Origin of the sequence: Streptosporangium sp. OZ121 (assembly GCF_051918885.1) — a bacterium.
GTDB lineage: Bacteria > Actinomycetota > Actinomycetes > Streptosporangiales > Streptosporangiaceae > Streptosporangium.
The window spans coordinates 106,913-123,820 of record NZ_JBPXMC010000022.1 but is presented as its reverse complement, the minus strand read 5'-3'; the positions used below and the strand labels follow the sequence as shown (position 1 = coordinate 123,820).

The 16,908-nt window shown below is 72.2% G+C and carries 14 protein-coding genes; 11 read left to right on the top strand and 3 right to left on the bottom strand.

Annotation, left to right across the window (positions count from 1 at the left end):
- The first annotated feature begins 479 nt into the window (after nucleotides 1-479).
- The 3 genes from ACTOQ1_RS31025 to ACTOQ1_RS31015 all read left to right on the top strand — a co-directional run bounded on the left by ACTOQ1_RS31025 (nucleotide 480) and on the right by ACTOQ1_RS31015 (nucleotide 3,977).
- Nucleotides 480-1,130 carry a lysophospholipid acyltransferase family protein gene (locus ACTOQ1_RS31025; protein ID WP_440071508.1) on the top strand — a complete coding sequence of 217 codons (651 nt, stop codon included), beginning with the start codon at nucleotides 480-482 and terminating at the stop codon, nucleotides 1,128-1,130.
- A 71-nt stretch (nucleotides 1,131-1,201) separates the two neighbouring features.
- Nucleotides 1,202-2,833 carry a penicillin-binding transpeptidase domain-containing protein gene (locus tag ACTOQ1_RS31020; RefSeq protein WP_440071507.1) on the top strand — a complete coding sequence of 544 codons (1,632 nt, stop codon included), beginning with the start codon at nucleotides 1,202-1,204 and terminating at the stop codon, nucleotides 2,831-2,833.
- 322 nt (nucleotides 2,834-3,155) lie between these two features.
- Nucleotides 3,156-3,977, top strand: coding sequence for a F0F1 ATP synthase subunit A (locus ACTOQ1_RS31015; RefSeq protein ID WP_440071506.1), 822 nt, complete (start codon nucleotides 3,156-3,158; stop codon nucleotides 3,975-3,977).
- Between the two features lie 172 nt (nucleotides 3,978-4,149).
- Here the strand turns inward: ACTOQ1_RS31015 and ACTOQ1_RS31010 are convergent, their stop codons facing one another.
- Nucleotides 4,150-4,437, bottom strand: coding sequence for a DUF3040 domain-containing protein (locus ACTOQ1_RS31010; RefSeq protein WP_440071505.1), 288 nt, complete (start codon nucleotides 4,435-4,437; stop codon nucleotides 4,150-4,152).
- Nucleotides 4,438-4,766: 329 nt separating this feature from the next.
- Here ACTOQ1_RS31010 and ACTOQ1_RS31005 point away from each other — a divergent pair, with 329 nt between their 5' ends.
- From ACTOQ1_RS31005 to ACTOQ1_RS30990, 4 genes are all read left to right on the top strand, one after another.
- Nucleotides 4,767-5,222, top strand: a complete 456-nt coding sequence (locus ACTOQ1_RS31005; protein ID WP_440071504.1) for a hypothetical protein — start codon at nucleotides 4,767-4,769, stop codon at nucleotides 5,220-5,222.
- A 224-nt stretch (nucleotides 5,223-5,446) separates the two neighbouring features.
- Nucleotides 5,447-5,728: a hypothetical protein gene (locus tag ACTOQ1_RS31000; protein WP_440071503.1), complete on the top strand. Its 282-nt coding sequence runs from the start codon at nucleotides 5,447-5,449 to the stop codon at nucleotides 5,726-5,728.
- Nucleotides 5,729-5,806: 78 nt separating this feature from the next.
- Nucleotides 5,807-6,001 carry a hypothetical protein gene (locus ACTOQ1_RS30995; protein WP_440071502.1) on the top strand — a complete coding sequence of 65 codons (195 nt, stop codon included), beginning with the start codon at nucleotides 5,807-5,809 and terminating at the stop codon, nucleotides 5,999-6,001.
- A gap of 55 nt (nucleotides 6,002-6,056) precedes the next feature.
- Nucleotides 6,057-9,296 carry a S41 family peptidase gene (locus ACTOQ1_RS30990; protein WP_440071501.1) on the top strand — a complete coding sequence of 1,080 codons (3,240 nt, stop codon included), beginning with the start codon at nucleotides 6,057-6,059 and terminating at the stop codon, nucleotides 9,294-9,296.
- A gap of 19 nt (nucleotides 9,297-9,315) precedes the next feature.
- Here ACTOQ1_RS30990 and ACTOQ1_RS30985 read toward each other — a convergent pair whose 3' ends face one another.
- Both ACTOQ1_RS30985 and ACTOQ1_RS30980 read right to left on the bottom strand, forming a co-directional pair.
- A complete protein-coding gene (locus tag ACTOQ1_RS30985; RefSeq protein WP_440071500.1) occupies nucleotides 9,316-10,197 on the bottom strand; it encodes an SDR family NAD(P)-dependent oxidoreductase in 882 nt (293 codons plus the stop codon).
- Between the two features lie 218 nt (nucleotides 10,198-10,415).
- On the bottom strand, nucleotides 10,416-11,246 hold the full coding sequence (locus ACTOQ1_RS30980) for a helix-turn-helix transcriptional regulator (protein WP_440071499.1): 831 nt from the start codon (nucleotides 11,244-11,246) through the stop codon (nucleotides 10,416-10,418).
- Nucleotides 11,247-11,390: 144 nt separating this feature from the next.
- Here ACTOQ1_RS30980 and ACTOQ1_RS30975 point away from each other — a divergent pair, with 144 nt between their 5' ends.
- The 4 genes from ACTOQ1_RS30975 to ACTOQ1_RS30960 all read left to right on the top strand — a co-directional run bounded on the left by ACTOQ1_RS30975 (nucleotide 11,391) and on the right by ACTOQ1_RS30960 (nucleotide 16,828).
- Nucleotides 11,391-12,260 carry a helix-turn-helix domain-containing protein gene (locus ACTOQ1_RS30975; RefSeq protein WP_440071498.1) on the top strand — a complete coding sequence of 290 codons (870 nt, stop codon included), beginning with the start codon at nucleotides 11,391-11,393 and terminating at the stop codon, nucleotides 12,258-12,260.
- Nucleotides 12,261-12,451: 191 nt separating this feature from the next.
- Nucleotides 12,452-12,784 (top strand): Atu4866 domain-containing protein, encoded by a 333-nt coding sequence (locus ACTOQ1_RS30970; protein ID WP_440071497.1) that lies wholly within the window; start codon nucleotides 12,452-12,454, stop codon nucleotides 12,782-12,784.
- A 314-nt stretch (nucleotides 12,785-13,098) separates the two neighbouring features.
- A complete protein-coding gene (locus ACTOQ1_RS30965) occupies nucleotides 13,099-14,910 on the top strand; it encodes an ABC transporter ATP-binding protein (protein ID WP_440071496.1) in 1,812 nt (603 codons plus the stop codon).
- A gap of 70 nt (nucleotides 14,911-14,980) precedes the next feature.
- Nucleotides 14,981-16,828 (top strand): ABC transporter ATP-binding protein, encoded by a 1,848-nt coding sequence (locus tag ACTOQ1_RS30960; RefSeq protein WP_440071495.1) that lies wholly within the window; start codon nucleotides 14,981-14,983, stop codon nucleotides 16,826-16,828.
- Nucleotides 16,829-16,908 lie beyond the last annotated feature (80 nt).

Genomic DNA, 16,908 nt, shown 5'->3' with positions numbered 1-16,908 from the left:
CGGCCACGGTCCCGGCCTCTGCCTCGGCCTCGGCCCGCGGTTCTCCGAGACCGTCGCCGAGGGCTGTGACCTGCGAATCTCCGGGCCAGACGGCCCCACAGGACACGCCGGTGACCTCAAATCGGAATAACCAGCGGCAGACGTCCGTTAGAGTGATCGTGCCGATGTGGTTTGTGTCCCCCGGGCCGCAAATTACCGCCTTCACGGAATACCGTTCGGCTGGAGCCGTGTTGTGCCTCTCGCCGAGGAGGCGACCGCCACATCGGCACCAAACGTCACGCCCCGTGAGCCCTCCCGGCCCGCGGGGCGTTTCTTTTCCTCCGTGACCGGTGGGGGTTTTCACCGGATTCGCCCTGGAAAAGAGCGGTGGCGATGGAGGAGGGCTACAAACCTGGGCGCTCCGCTTGTGCGGGTGCGTACAACCGTCGGCCGCCGGGCCACCACCTAGTGTTGGGTAACCCGTCTCATGAGGAGAGCCCGTGCTCTATCGCCTGACCAAAATCGTCGGCGGCCCGGTCCTGCACCTGCTCTGGCCGACCTCGGTCACCGGGCACGAGCACGTTCCCGTCACGGGTCCGGCCATCATGGCCTCCAACCACCTGTCGATCCTCGACTCGACCTTCCTGCCCCTGGTGCTCAAGCGCCAGGTGCGCTTCGTCGCCAAGTCCGAGTACTTCACCGGAAACCCCGTCACCGCGATGTGGATGCGCGCCACCGGCCAGATCAGCATCGACCGGCAGAGCCCCACCTCGGCCCAGGACATGCTCGACGCGGCGGCGGAGGTGCTCAAGAAAGGCGAGCTGTTCGGCATCTACCCGGAAGGCACCCGCTCCCCCGACGGGCGCCTCTACCGGGGCAAGGTGGGCGTCGCCTGGCTGGCCCTGGCCACCGGTGCCCCGGTGCTCCCGGTGGCGATGGAGGGCACCGGCGAGGTGCTGCCGATCGGCGCCGCGAGGCCCAGGCTCGGCCGGGTGAACGTACGCATCGGCAAGCCGATGACCTTCACCGGCTCGGAGACGAGCGCGCGTGACCGGCGCAGGGTGACAGACGAGATCATGTTCGCGATCCAGGAGCTGTCCGGCCAGGAGTACGTGACGAGCTACGCACCTAGTCGCACACAGGCCAAGTGACCATTTATCCATATATGTCGCGTTGGTCACGCTAGGCTGCGGCCCTGGGGAAGAGAGAACTGGGGGATCAGGTGGCACGGGGCAAGACGATCGCGATCACATCGGCAGCCGTCGTGCTGGTGGCGGGGGCCGCCGGCGGCGGCGCCTGGTGGTACCTGCACACCAGGGGAACCCCTCAGGAGACCGCGGAGCGGTTCGTCGGCGCCTGGCAGAGCGGCAACCTGGCGGGCATGCGCGCCGAGCTCGGAACGCCGGACCCGGCGTTCGCCAAGGCGTACGACGGCATGCGCAAGGCCCTCGCGGTGGAGAGCACGACAGTACGCCTCGACGGGGTGCGCGAGACCGGGGACGGCACGGGACAGGCCTCCTACACCGCCACGCTGAAGCTCAAGGACGTCGGCGAGTGGAGTTACTCCGGCAACGTCGACCTCGCGGTCGTCGACCGGCACTGGCGGGTCAAGTGGTCGCCCAAGGCCGTCCACCCCGACCTGACCGCGACCACCGCCTTCGCGCTGAGGACGAAGTGGCCCGAACGGGCCGCGATCACCTCGGCGGACGGCGACCGCATCGACGGCTCCGACGTGGGCGGCTCGGTGCAGCAGCTCGTCGGCTACCTGGAGAAGGCCACGGCGAAGAGCGTCGCGAAGCTGGGCGTCCCCTACAAGGTGGGTGACGCGGTCGGCGCGAGCGGACTGCAGCACACCTTCCAGGAGCGCCTGGCCGGCACCCCGGACACCGAGATCGAACTCGTCGGCCCGGACAAGAAGACGGTCAAGACGCTCGGCACGGTCGAGGGCAAGAGCGGCGAGCCTCTGGAGACCACCCTGGACATGCGGGTCCAGCGGGCCGCGGTCGAGGCCGTCCGCGACCTGAAGAAGACCGCCGCCCTGGTCGCGATCAGGCCCTCGTCCGGCGAGATCCTCGCGGTGGTGAACAACCAGGGCGGCTTCAACCGGGCCCTGGACGGCAACTACCCTCCCGGCTCGACCTTCAAGGCGGTCACCGCCGTGGGGCTGCTCGCCGAGGGGATGAGCCCCGGCGATCGGGTCACCTGCCCCAAGGACGTCACGGTCGGCGGCCTGCCGATCCGCAACTCCAACCACGCCGCCTACGGCTCGGTGTCGCTGTCCGACTCGTTCGCCTACTCCTGCAACACCACCTTCGCCCCGCTGACCAAGGAGCGGCTGGGCGCCGACAAGCTGCTGAGCACCGCGGAGCTGTTCGGTTTCAACAAGCCGCTCAACATCGGTGTCACGGCCGCCAAGGGCAGCTTCCCCAGGGCCGAGAGCGACGCGGAACTGGCCGCGGAGTCGTTCGGCCAGGGACGGATCACCGCCAGCCCGCTGATGATGGCCTCGGTCGCCGCCGCGCTGGCCGACGGCACCTGGCGCCCGCCGACCCTGGTCCCCTCGATCAAGCAGGAGGCGCAGCCGCAGGCCCTCCCCGAGGCCGTCATACCGAACATGCACCGGATGATGTCCGCGGTCGTCACCAAGGGCACCGCCGAGGACGCGGGCCTGCCGCAGGGAACCCGGGGCAAGACCGGGACCGCCGAGTACGGTGAGCAGGACAATCTGAAGACCCACGCCTGGTTCATCGGCTTCCGCGGCGAGGTGGCCTTCGCGGTGATCGTCGAGGAGGGCTCGGGCGGCGGCTCGGTCGCCGCCCCGGTGGCCGCCGACTTCCTGCGCGCTCTAGGCTGACGGTGCTCTCAGCTGACGATGCTCCCGCTCCCACTGACGGTGCTCCCGACTGACGGTGCTCTCAGCCGGCGACGTCGCCGGCTGACGGCGTTCTCCTCGAGACGGCGTTTCTCCCCAGGTCGGCGTTCCCGGCCGGCGGTGCCCTTCCCGGAAGGGCGGGGGTTCCTCCCCGGGTGACCCGTGGCGACGGGAGCCTGCGGGACCGGCGCCGGAGCCTTCTTCCCCTCACCTCTAAGTTGATCATTACCTTCGAGGTATTGTCGCGCTCGCGGGGTCATGTGAAAGCCTTCACAAAGTATCCCCCTGCCGCTGGGACCGCCTCATGACGATCCTGATCACCTCATCACTCGAGTCGTTCACATCGCCCGCGTCGCCCGTGTCACCCGGATTCCAGGCGCCCGGCCTGGAGCTGTTCGACTTCCCCCCGCTGTGGGCGGGCGCGCCTTACTGGCTGACCAAACCGATCCTGATGGCCGTCCTGGCCGCGGCCCTGGTCTGCGGCGTCTGCTGGGCCGCCTTCGCCAACCCCAAGGTGGTGCCGCGCGGCCTGCAGAACGTGGTCGAGCTGGGCTACGTGTTCGTCCGCGACCACGCGGCCCGCCCGTTTCTCGGCAAGGACACCGACCGGTGGATGGGCCTGCTGCTCAGCGTCTTCCTCCTGGTCTGGATCTGGAACCTGATGGGGGTGGTCCCGCTCGCCCAGATCCCCGTCTCCTCGTTCCTGGCCTTCCCCGCGGTGATCGCCGTGAGCGTCTACGTCCTGAAGATCTATCTCGGCGTCACGCGGCACGGCGTCGCCGGCTATCTCCGCGGGCTGATCCCGCCCGGGCTGCCCGTTCTGGCGTACGTGCTGGTCATCCCGCTGGAGCTGCTCTACACCTTCGTGAACTCGCTGTTCGCGCACATGCTGCGGCTGGCCGCCAACATGTTCGCGGGCCATCTCATCCTGGCGTTCTTCAGCATGGTCGGCTTCTGGTTCCTGTTCGAGGAACCCACCCTGCCGGGCGTGCCGGTCGGCGTGGCCGGCGTGCTGATGGCGATCGTCATCACGGCCCTGGAGATGTTCGTCCAGTTCCTGCAGGCGTTCCTGTTCACGCTGCTGACCGCGATGTTCATCGGCAACGCGCTCAACCCCGAGCACTGACCGGCCCGCCGTCGCCCCGCGCATCCTGGGCGACCGGCACCGGGACCCGGCACCCTCCGGCCGCTTCGGACCTCCACGCGCCCCGCACCGCGCCACCCGCCGCCGTCACCCGCACCCCGGCGATCACGGGGGCGATCACGGCGAAGGTCGCGGGGTGACGTGGCGACCGCGATCACAGAGGGAGAGCCGCGACCGCGTCGTGACGCAGCACCATGATGAGCAGCGTGATGATCAGTGTCGCGATCAGCAGCCAGCTGAACATGATGATGACCGTCGAGCGGCGGAGACGCCTGGAGGACCGGCTCCGCCCGTTCCTCGCGCCACGCCCGCGACCGCCGCCCTCCTTGCGCTGGACACGCTCGTTGAACGACTCCAGCCGCGCGGCGAGCCGTGGGTCCTCGTCGATGAGGTGGCGCTCGATCTGCAGCAGCATGCGCTCCTCGTCTTGTGACCAGGCCATGCATCACCTCCCCGGAACGCAAGCCGTGTGCGGACGTTCTGCCCAATCGTGAAGATCATTATCCTTTCCGAGGGCTTCGATTTACCTCTTCTTTTCACGGGCGCAATCCGAGCACGCGATCATGCCCTCGCGCGGGGGCCGGCGCGGCGCCGGCGGGGTGTCGGGCGATTCCCAGCCTTCTCCGCGATCTCGACATTCCACCGCCCCGGCCTCCCTTCATCGCACCGCGCGAAGGCCGGGACACTCTCCGTGGCATCACCTCCGCGCCCGGCGGCGACGCACCGTCAAGCCCTCTTGACGTCAGGCTGGCTTGACGAAAAGGTGGGGGCATGTTCACACCAGACAGCCTCGAAGGCGACTTCACGCTCCTGACCGCCGCCGCCCGCTACGACGAGCTCCGCGTGCGCGACGCCCTGGCTCCGGCGGCGGGCGACGCCACCGGCGGAGAGCACCCCGACGACGTCAACGACCCCGCCGACCCCGAGGTGCCGTCCCTCACCCGCGACGAGGTGCTGGAGCTTCTCGCGCTCGGGGAGGTGGTCGCGCGCAAGGCGGGCTACGGGCGCCAGCTCGCCGTACGGTCCGCGCGGGCCGCGGGCGCGTCGTGGTCGCAGATCGGCGCGGCCCTGGGCACGAGCAAGCAGGCCGCGTGGGAGGCGCACGGCCGGTGGATCGACGACCAGGCCGAACAGCACCGCAACAGCGGCTACGAGGGCATGAGCGAGCGCGACGCGGCGGCCGCGCGGGCCCTCGCGGGAGATCCCGACGGCGAGGGCGGGGCATGAAGAGCCCGGCACCGGGCCGTCGGCCGGCCTCACGAGCGTGGCGGTCCTCGCGCCGGTGACGTCACCCGCCCCGGCACGTCCCGTCCGGCCACGTCGGCCACGGGCCGCTCGGCCCCCTGGATCGCCTCGACGGCATCCCGGCCCCGGTTCCGTCGCTGTTGGACTGGTGCGCGAGCCGGATCGCCGAAACGCTCTCGGTCGTCGAGGCTGGAGAACGAAAGAGCGTGGCACGCGGCCTGCTCACCGAAGGCCGGATCATCCCGGTTCTGGACGGGCTGGACGAGATCTTCGGCGGAGTGGACGCCGGGACCGTGCGGGCACCGAATCAGGCCGTGGTGGAGATCCCCGGTTTCCTGCTGACCTGCCGCCGTGTCGAGTTCACCGCGGCCGCCTCCAAAGCCACCTGGCCGTCGCCTTCCCCCAGCGACTCACCACCTGGCCCCAGGGCCCCACCCGCCGCACACCTGGTCACACTCCGTGCCCGACACTCCACGGATCGTGGATGACTGAAGCCTGCAAAGGGTACTAAACCTCTTTGAATGCCTAATCAACGGCATCGTCCATCAAGCACAACGGGGGAAACGATGACGGACTCCAAGGACACCAAGGATTCCAAGAACAAGGCCGCGAAGGGCTCGGGGAAGAGCAAGAAGGCCGCGATCAAGGCGACACGCTCGGCGAAGGAAGCGAAGAACCAGTCCGGGCAGCCCGAGGCCAGGGTGCCCGAGACGGGGCCCGCCCACCAGGGCGCACGGGCAGCCCAGCCGCCGAGGGCGTGAAATCATGATCGGGTGACCGGGTTTCACCCCGGTCACCCGATCATGGAGTGACACGATGCCCGCCTACCTTCGATTTCCCACCATCTTCGGCGAGATGGTCGTCTTCGCCTCCGAGGACGACCTGTGGATGGTCACCGCCGGCGGCGGGCGGGCCTTCCGGCTGACCGCAGGGGTGGCCGAGGCCGGATATCCGCGTTTCTCCCCCGACGGTGACCTGCTCGCCTTCGTCGGCCGCGAGGAGGGGCCGGAGGAGGTCTACGTGATGCCCGCCGACGGCGGCGCGGCACAGCGGGTGACCTACCACGGGGCGCGTTCCAGCGTCGCCGGCTGGGACCCCCGCGGCGGCGTCGTCTACGCCAGCGACCAGGGCCAGCCCTTCGACGGGCGCACCTGGCTGCACCGGGTGGAGCCGGGCGGGGTGCCCGAGCGCCTGCCGTACGGCCCGGCCAACACCATCTCGTACGGCCCGCGGATCGTGCTCGGCCGCAACACCGCCGACCCGGCCCGCTGGAAGCGCTACCGGGGCGGCACCATGGGCGACCTGTGGATCGAGACCGGCGAGGACGGGCGGTTCCGGCGGCTCACCGCGCTGCCCGGCAACCTCGCCTCGCCCTGCTGGACCGGGGACCGGGTCTACTTCATCTCCGACCACGAGGGGGTCGGCAACGTCTACTCCTGCGACGCGGACGGCGGCGGCCTGCGCAGGCACTCCGACCACGCCGACTACTACGCCCGCAACCTGTCGGGCGACGGCCGCAGGCTCGTCTACCACGCCGGGGCCGAGCTGTACCTGGTGGAGGACGGGGAGTCGCGCCCGATCGAGGTGCGGCTGCGCAGCTCGCGCACCCAGCGCAACCGCCGTTTCGCCTCGGCCGAGGACTTCCTGGACAGCGCGACCCTCAGCCCCGACGGCGTCGGCCTGGCCGTCACCACCCACGGCAAGGCGTTCTCCTTCGCCGCCTGGGAGGGCCCGGTGCGCCAGCACGGGGCGCTGTACGGGGTGCGGTACCGGCTGCTGAGCTGGCTCAACGACGGCGAGCGGCTGGTGGCGGCGGCCAGCGACGAGGGCGACCGCGAGGTGCTGACGGTGCTCACCGCCGACGGCACCACCGAGCCCGCCAGGCTCGACCACCTCGACACCGGCCGCGCCGTCGAGCTGGAGGTCTCCCCCGTGGCCGACCTGGTCGCGGTGGCCAACCACCGCAACGAGCTGATCCTGGTCGACCTCGCGCCCGGCCCCGCGCCCGGCCCCGCGGCCGGCGGGATCTCCGGCCGTACGGGCGAGGAGGACCGGGCACGGGGCCGGGTGATCGACTCCAGCAGGTTCGGCGCGATCGAGGACCTGGCCTGGTCCCCCGACGGCCGCTGGCTGGCGTACGCCTGCCGCGACACCGCGCAGACGACGGCGGTGAAGCTGTGCCGGGTCGAGACGGGCGAGACGTTCCCCGCCACCCGGCCGGTGCTGTGGGACGCCCGCCCGGCCTTCGACCCGGGCGGCGACTACCTGTACTTCATCGGCCGGCGCGTCTTCAACCCGGTCTACGACGAGCTCCACTTCGACCTGGGCTTCCCCCTGGGCTCCCGCCCCTACGCGATCGCGCTCCGCGCCGACGTCACCTCGCCCTTCGTCCCCGAGCCCCGGCCGCTCGGGGACGACGATGACGACGACGGTGACGGCGACGACGGCGAGAACGAGGGCGACGGGCCGCCCGAGGTGGTCGTCGACCTGGACGGCATCGAGAACCGGGTCGTCGTCTTCCCCGTCCCCGAGGGACGCTACGACGCCATCGCCGGGATCAAGGGCAAGGCCGTCTACCTGACCTTCCCCGTCGAGGGCAGCCTGGGCGACGACTACGCCGACTCCTCCGACGGCACCCTGCACGTCTACGACTTCGCCAAGCAGAAGCAGGAGACCCTGGTCGGGGACGTGTCGGAGTTCGCGCTCGGCCGTGACGGGAGCACGCTGCTCTACCAGTCGGGCAAGCGGCTGCGGATGGTCAAGGCGGGCGAGGAGCCCGAGGACGACGACGCTCCCGGCCGTACGAGCGGGTGGGTGGACCTGTCCAGGGTGAAGGTCTCCATCCGGCCCGAGGCGGAGTGGCGGCAGATGTTCAGGGAGGCCTGGCGGCTGCAGCGGGAGAACTTCTGGACCGAGGACATGGCCGGGCTCGACTGGGACGACGTCTACCGGCGCTACCTGCCGCTGGTCGACCGGGTCACCACCCGGGGCGAGTTCTCCGACCTGCTGTGGGAGCTGCTCGGCGAGCTGGGCACCTCCCACGCCTACGAGAGCGGCGGCGCCTACCGGTCCCGGCCGCACTACCGGCAGGGCAAGCTGGGCGTCGACTGGGCCTTCGCGGACGGCGTCTACCGGATCGCGAGGATCGTCGGCGGCGACCGCTGGGACCCGGAGGCGACCTCGCCGCTCAACCGCCTCGGGGTGGACGTACGGCCGGGTGACGCGGTGCTCGCCGTGAACGGCCAGCCCGTCGGCGCGGACGCGAGCCCGGACGAGTTGCTGGTCAACCAGGCCGACCAGGAGGTCCAGCTGACGGTCCTGCGCGGGGACGAGCGGCGGACCGTCACCGTGCGGGCCATCGGCGACGAGCAGCCGGGCCGCTACCGCGACTGGGTGGAGGCCAACCGGGCCCGCTGCCACGAGCTCGGCGGCGGCCGGATCGGCTACCTGCACATCCCGGACATGGGCCCCGAGGGCTACGCCGAGTTCCACCGGGGCTTCCTCGCCGAGTACGACCGCGAGGCCCTGGTGGTGGACGTCCGCTTCAACGGCGGCGGCCACGTGTCGGCGCTGCTGCTGGAGAAGCTGGCCCGGCGCCGCCTGGGCTACGACTTCCCCCGCTGGGGCGTGCCCGAGCCCTACCCCGACGAGTCGCCGCGCGGCCCGATGGTGGCCGTCACCAACGAGTGGGCCGGCTCCGACGGCGACATCTTCAGCCACACGTTCAAGCTGCTGGGCCTGGGTCCCCTGATCGGCAAGCGCACCTGGGGCGGGGTGATCGGCATCTGGCCCCGGCACCACCTGGCCGACGGCACGGTCACCACCCAGCCGGAGTTCTCCTTCGCCTTCGACGACGTGGGCTGGCGGGTGGAGAACTACGGCACCGACCCCGACATCGAGGTCGACATCACCCCGCAGGACTACGCGGCGGGGGTGGACACCCAGCTGGACCGGGCGATCGAGGCGGCCAAGGAACGCCTGGTCCTCCAGCCGCCCCACACGCCCAACGCGGCGGCCAGGCCCCGGCTCGTGGTGCCGCGCCTGCCGCCCCGCTAGACGGGCAGGACCGATGTGATCATCGGCCGTACGCCGGCGTCGAGGGCCGGCCGCCCGCGGGCCACGCGGCGTCGTCGCGTGCGATGGCCGCCGACTTCTCCCACCAGGTGTTCAGGTCGTCGTAGATCTGTTCGAGCTTGGCCTGGATCCGTTCGATGGTGTCGGGCCCGAGGTACAGGTGCCGGGGCAGGGTGTCCTGGCCGACGACCTCGTGGATCAGGGCCGCGGCCTTGGCCGGGTCGCCGAGTTGCGCGTGGTTGGTGTCGTGGGCCCAGTCCAGGGTGGCGTGCGCGGGGGTGCCGTCGTAGTCGGCGATCCGCTCCCTCGCCAGCGACAGCGAGCTCGCGTCCAGGAAGTCGGTGCGCAACACGCCGGGCTCGACGACCATGCACTGGATTCCGAAAGGCGCCATCTCCGCGGCGAGAGCCTCGCTGACACCGGCGACGGCGAACTTGGAGGCGCTGTACAGGCCGACTCCCGGCTCGCCTTCGAAACCGGCCCGCGAACCGATGTTGACGATCTTGCCTGAGCCCTGGCGGCGCATGCCGGGCAGCACGGCCCGGGTCATGTTGATCAGGCCGAACACGTTGAGGTCGAACAGGGAGCGCGCCTCGTCGTCGCCGATCTCCTCCAGGGCGCCCAGCAGGCCGCGGCCGGCGTTGTTGACCAGCACGTCGATACCGCCGAAGCGGTCCGTCGCGGCCTGGACCGCGGCGGGGACGGCGACGCCGTCGGTGACGTCCAGCGTGACGGCGAGGACCCGGCCGGAGGTCTTGAGGTCCTCGGGAAGCCCGTCGGGGTCGCGCACGGCGACGACCACGTCGTCCCCGCCCCTGAGCGCGGCCCGGGCGATCTCGGCGCCGAGACCGCGGGAGGCACCGGTGATGAACCAGATGGCCATGATGTCGTGTCCTTCTCCTTCGTGAGTCCTGGCGGATCCGTTTCCCGCCACTGACGGATTCGAGTCTGCGCAGGTCGCACACGGGGAGGAAGGCCAGGGCCTTCCTGGGAGTTCCCCACCCAGGAAACCTGGGAAGGGAGCGCCGGGCGTGCCGCCTTGCCCCTCGAAGCCCCCTCGAAGCCCCCTCGAAGCCCCCTCGGGGCGGTCCGCGCGGGCGGTCAGGTCGCCTGGCGGGTCCGCAGCGGTCTTTCCGTTTCCCGCACGGCCGGCGAGCGCAGCCGCTCGAAGGCGGCCGCGGTCGCCGAGGCGGGTTCCGCCTGATAGACGACGAGCTGCTGGTGGGGGGCGCCGTTGACGGTGAAGGCGAAGAACTGGATGTCCAGGTCGCCCACGCGCGGATGTCGCAGGTGCTTGACATCCTGCGTCTTCTCCCTCACCTCGTGGCGGGCCCACAGGCCGGCGAACGCGGGACTGGCCGAGCTGAGCTCCTCGACGAGCCGGTTGATGCGCGCGGACTCCGGGTCGTGGCCGTAGGCGGCCCGCAGTTCGGCCACGCAGGAGTGCGCGGCCCGCTCCCAGTCCCGGTAGAACTCCCGCCCCGCGGGGTCGGTGAACACCATGCGGGCCAGATTGCCGGCGGTGAACCCCTCGTGAAGGGCGGTGGCGAGCGTGTTGGCGGCCAGGATGTCCAGGGCGGGGCCCAGCACGAACGCCGGCGAGGCGGGCCAGTCGTCCATCAGCCGCAGCAGCCGCGGGCTGACACGGTCATCGGCGGCGTCTCGACGCCGGGCGGCCGGCTGGACCAGGCGGCGCAGGTGCTCGGCGGCCTCCTCGTCCAGGCTGAGGGCGCGTGCCACCGCCTCGACCACCTGCGGCGACGGGCTCGACTCCCGGCCCTGTTCGAGCCGTACGTAGTAGTCGCTGCTCATGCCCGCCAGCATCGCCACCTCCTCGCGGCGCAGCCCCTTCACCCGGCGGCGCCCGTACTCCGGCAGGCCGACGTCCTGTGGTGTGAGAGCTTCACGGCGGGCGCGCAGAAACTCCCCCAAGGGTGTACTTTGGGGCATTTTGTCAGATTAGATGATGAATTTCGGGTTTTCCATGACATGACCGCGCCAGGGGGACTTTCCTAGGAAAAGTACGCCCTGGCTGTGGCGATCCCTTGGCCGTCCCTCTCGTCTAGCCTCGATTCCATGAACGGTGGCGACACGACCTTGGGGGAGTTCCTGCGTGGCCACCGCGCGTCGACGCACCCCGAGCAGGCGGGGCTGCGGGCACAGGGCCGCCGCCGGGTACCCGGGCTGCGCCGGGAGGAGGTCGCCCGGCTCGCGGGCCTGAGCCTCGGCCACTACACCCGCCTGGAGCAGGGACGTGAGCTCCATCCCACCCGGCAGACCCTGGAGAGCCTGGCCCGTGCGCTGCGGCTGGACGAGCCGGCCGTGGCCGAGCTGCACCGGCTGGCCCACCCGTCCGCCTGCCGCCGGCGCCCGGCGCGCAGAGAGCGCGTGGCCCCGGAGGTGCTCCGGCTCATGCGCGGCTGGACGGACGTCCCCGCGTACGTGCTGGGACGGTCGCAGGACGTACTGGCGCGAAACCCGCTCGCCGGCGCGCTGCACGACCGGTTCGCCCACGGCGACAACCTGCTGCGCATGATCTTCCTCGATCCGGCGGGGCGGGAGTTCTTCCGCGACTGGGACGCCGCCGCCCGCGCCGCCGTGGCCGAGCTGCGCGAGACCGTGCTCACGGCACCCGGCGAGCAGCGCCTGACGGAGCTGGTGGGCGAGCTGTCCGTCCAGAGCCCGCCGTTCCGGCGCCTGTGGGCCGGGCGGGCGTCCGGCCCGGTCCCGCGCCGCGGCGCCCGCCTCTTCCACCCGGAGGTCGGCGAGCTCCGGCTGGCCAGGGAGGCCCTCCTCATCGCCGGCGCGCCCGGCCAGTGCCTGGTCACCTACCAGGCCGAGCCGGGCTCCCCGTCGGCTGAGGCGCTGGCCCTGCTGGGCACCCTGGCCGCAACCGGCCTCGCCGGACGCCGGCCGTGGGACCCCGGCGGCCGAGAGGGACTCTGACGAGGTCCGCGCCCGCGGTCTCGGGCGGGTGGACGCCGGTACCGGCCGCCACGAGCTCCTGCCGGGACGCGCGTCTTCCTGGGTGTGACACTCCCAGGAAACCGGCGGCCTTCTTCCCTCCGGGCGATCTGGACAGACTCGGACCTGTCAGCGGCGAACATCCCGCGACCCCGACGAGGAAGGCGACTCCCATGAAACCGAACGTGCTGTTCGCGCTCGGCCTGCTCACCATGCTGACCGCCGCGTGTCCCAGCCCCGAGCCCGGCAGGGCACCGGCCCGCGGCGCCGGTGTTCATCCCCACGTGGGCATGTGGGTGACCGCCGACGGCCGCATCCGGCAGGAACTCCTGCCCGACGGCCGGTACGAGGAGGAGCGCGACGGTCGCGAACGCGCCTACACCGGCCGCTACACCGTCACCGGCGATCACATCGACTACGTCGACGACACCGGCTTCACGGCCACCGGCGACGTCCGCGACGGTGTGCTCTACCACGAACACCTCGTGCTCTACCGGGAACGGTAGGGACCGCCGGCCGCGTCCTCCCCGGCCTCCGCCGGCCGGCAAATCGGTTGCCCTCCCGGGTGGCCCTCTGCTGGACTGCCGGTGACGGCCGATCGATCAAGGAGAAGGAAATGCGCGAAGCGTTCATGTTCATCCAGAAGGGAACTCCCACCTATCCAGAGGACATGACGCTCAGTGAGAACGCTCACCCCAGGGGCTCCGGCGCGTGGAGACGCCGCTGAGACAGGCCTGACCGAGCGGCCGCTCCACGCCGCCGGGGCCGCCGACGCGATCGGCGGTGAGACCCGCCGCGCGTCAGGGGGCGGGTCCGGCCGATGACCGCTCCCGGCACCGTCACCCACGACACCTTCACCCGGCACTCCGCTCCCGGTCCCGGCGGCTCCGCCCGGCGCGCCGTCCTGCGCCACCTTCGCCCTGGACGCCGCTCCGCCGTGACCCTCGCCGCCGCCGTCGCCGCCGCGACGGCGCTGCCGCTGGCGGCGCCCCAGCTCACCCGTCGCTTCGTCGACGACGCGATCGGCGGCGCGAGCACCCGTCACCTCACGCTGATCGCCCTCGGCTACCTCGCACTCGCCGTCACCGGGCAGGCCGCCCGCCTGGCCACCGCCTGGCTGGCGAGCCGTCTCGCCTGGGACGGCACGAACCGGCTGCGAGAGAGGCTCGCCGAGCACGCGCTCGGCCTCGACATGGCCTGCCACGGCCGGCGCACACCCGGCGAGATGATCGAGCGGGTGGACGGCGACGTGGTCGCCGTGGCCGAGTTCGTCGTCGCCTTCCTGCTGGACGTCGTAACCGGCCTCCTGCTCCTGGCCGGGGTGCTCGTCGTCGTGTTCACCGTCGACGCGCGTCTCGGCGGCGTGCTGCTGGCGTACTGCGCGCTGATCGGGTTCGGCATGGCCCGCGCGCAGCGGCTGGCCGTACCGTCGGCCACCCGCTCGCGGGCGGAGAGCGCGGCCCTCTTCGGCGGTCTCGAGGAACGGCTGGCCGGTGTGGAGGACATCCGGGCCAACGGCGCCGGGGAGCACGTCGTGAACCGGTTCCACCGGGCCTCCGCGACCCTGTACCGCGCGGAGTTCCGGGACGCGCGGATCGGGACCGGCATCCTCGCGGGCACGGCGGTGGCGTTCGCGGCCGGTACGGCGATCGTGCTCGGCCTCGCCGTGTGGACCCGGGAGTCCGGGACGCTCACGGTCGGCACCGCCGTGCTGCTCTTCCAGTACACGCAGATGGTGCGCGTGCCGTTCGAGCGGCTGATCGACCAGCTGAGGCGGTACCAGGCGGCGCTGGCCGGCATCGCGCGCATCGGCGACCTGCTGGCCGAGCGGCGCACGCTCCCCGCGCCCGCCGACCCGCTGCCGCTGCCCGCGTCCGGGCCGCTCGCCCTGCGCCTCGAAAACGTGGGTTTCGCGTACGCCGACGACGACGAGCCGGTCCTGTCCGACGTCACGATCACGCTGGCGCCGGGCGAGACGCTCGGCCTGGTGGGCCGTACGGGCAGCGGCAAGACGACCGTCGCCCGGCTGGTGCTGCGCCTGTACGACCCGACCGAGGGCGCCGTCCGGGTCGGCGGGCTGGACCTGCGGGACGTCGATCCCGCGTCGATACGCGCACGGATGTGCGTGGTCACCCAGGACGTGCAGCTCTTCGCCGCCAGCGTCAGGGACAACCTCACCCTCTTCAGGCCACTCGCCGGCGACGACCGGCTGCGCGCCGTCCTGGCCGGTGTCGGCCTCGGCGACTGGCTGGCCACCCTGCCCGACGGGCTCGACACCGAGCTGGGCGGCGGTTCGCGAAGCGGCCGGGGAAGCGGCGTCTCGGCCGGGGAGGCACAGCTGCTCGCGCTGGCGCGGGCGTTCCTGACCGACCCCGGGCTCGTCGTGCTCGACGAGGCCTCCAGCCGGCTCGATCCGGCCACCGAGCGGCGCGTCGAGGAGAGCGTCGACCGGCTGCTCGCCGGCCGGACCGGCGTGCTCATCGCGCACCGGCTCTCCTCCCTGTCCCGGGTGGACAAGATCGCCGTCATCGACCGGGGCAGGGTCGTCGAGTACGGCCACCGCGAAAACCTCGTCGCGGACCCGCGAAGCCGGTTCGCCCGGATGCTGGACGTCGCGGGGGTGGGCCGATGAGGCCCGTGACGCCGGACGCCTCCGGGGGTCCGATCAAGCCCGTGACACTGGACGCCCCGGAGGTGCTCCGGTGAGGCCCGTGACGCTGGTGGCCAGCCGCCTCGCCCGCTTCGACCTGCGCCGCTACCTGATCGGCGCCCTGCTGTGGATGCCGGTCAGCGTCATCCCGCTCGCCGGCGGGCTGGTGCTGCAGCGGCTCTTCGACCAGATCGGCGGGCAGCGCGCCGCGAGCCTGGAGCAGTCGCTGTGGCTGTGCGCGGCGTTCGTGGGCGTGGAGGTGGTCCGCGGCCTGGCGCTCGTCGTCGCGTGGTCCTACGGGGTCTACTGGTGGACCGCCGCCGCGACCCTGCTGAGGGCCAACGCGTTGCGCTCGATCCTCACCGCGCGCGGGCCCGCGGCGACCCGGCTGCCGCACTCGCCGGGCGAGGCGGTCGCCCGCTTCCGCGACGACGTGAGCGACCTGGTCAACCTCACCGACGAGAGCGTCCCGCTGGCCGGTTCGGCTCTCTTCGGCGGCGCCGCCCTGGTCATCATGGCCTCCGTCGATCCCGTCATCACCCTGGTGCTGGTGGTGCCGATGATCGCGGTCGGCGCGCTGAGCCGGCTGCTGAACGAGGTGATCCGGCGGCTGCACCACCGTGCCAGGGTGCTCGGCGCGGCCGTCACGGCCCACATCGGCGAGACCTTCGCCGGCGTGCTGGCGATCAAGACCGCCGGGGCCGAGGACGCGGTGCTGGAGCGGCTGCGCGAGCACAACCGCGGGCGGCGCGACGCCGCCGTCAGGGACCGGCTGGCGACCGACATGCCCGCCGCCGCGACGGGCGCGGCCGTCGAGATCAGCACCGGTCTCGTACTGCTCCTGTGCGCGCCGGCGATGCGCCGCGGCGACTTCACGGTGGGCGACCTCGCGCTGTTCACCACCTACGTCGGCTGGCTGACGGCGCTGCCGCGCACCGTCGGCGCGATCCTCCACCGCCTGCCCCAGGGGGCGGTCGCCACCGGACGGCTCACCCGGCTGATGGCGCCGCACGAGGACGCCGGCGACCTGTCGCGCGGCGGCGACGTCTGGTTCCACCGGGAGCCGCCTCCCGCCCCGTCGCCGCCGGATCACGGCGACCCGCTCCGGGTCGTCGAGGCGCGCGGGCTGACCGTGCGCCACGAAGGGAGCGGCCGCGGCGTGCGGGCGGTCGACCTGCGGGTGGCGCGGGGGTCGTTCACGGTGATCACCGGCGCCGTCGGCTCGGGCAAGACGACCCTGGTACGCGCCCTGCTCGGCCTGGTACCGCTGGACGCCGGGACGATCACCTGGAACGGCCGGCCCGTCGACGACCCGGGGACGTTCCTGGTCCCCGGCCGCGCGGCGTACGCCGGCCAGGTCCCCCGGTTGTTCTCCGAGTCGCTGCGGGAGAACCTGCTCCTGGGCAGGTCCGTGGACGACGACCGGCTCGGCCTGGCGCTGGAGCTCGCGGCGTTCGAGGAGGACCTGGCCGGGATGCCCGAGGGCATGGACACGGTCGTCGGTCCCCGTGGCGTACGGCTGTCCGGTGGCCAGGCGCAGCGGGCGACCGCGGCACGGGCGCTGGTCCGGGCGCCGGACCTGCTCGTCGTCGACGACCTGTCGTCGGCCCTGGACGTGGAGACCGAGAGGCTGCTCTGGGACCGGATCGCCGATGCCGCCCGCGACGGGCGCGGCCCGGGAACGCTGCTGGTGGTCTCCCACCGGCAGGCGGCGCTGGAGCGGGCCGACCAGGTCGTCGTCCTCGACCGTGGCCGGGTCGCCGGCCAGGGCCCGCTCGGCGAGCTGCTGGAGAGCTGCCCGGAGATGCGGCGGCTGTGGAGCGAGGAACGCGTCGCCGAGGCCGGGGAACGACCGGAGAGCGGGGAGAGATCGGAGAGCGGCGCATCGGGCGCGACGTAGCGAGTAGCGTGGCGGACGGCCCGGCACGCGGCCTCCGGTCGCCGGTCGGGGCCGGCGGGGGCGTCGTCCGGCGCCGCCGC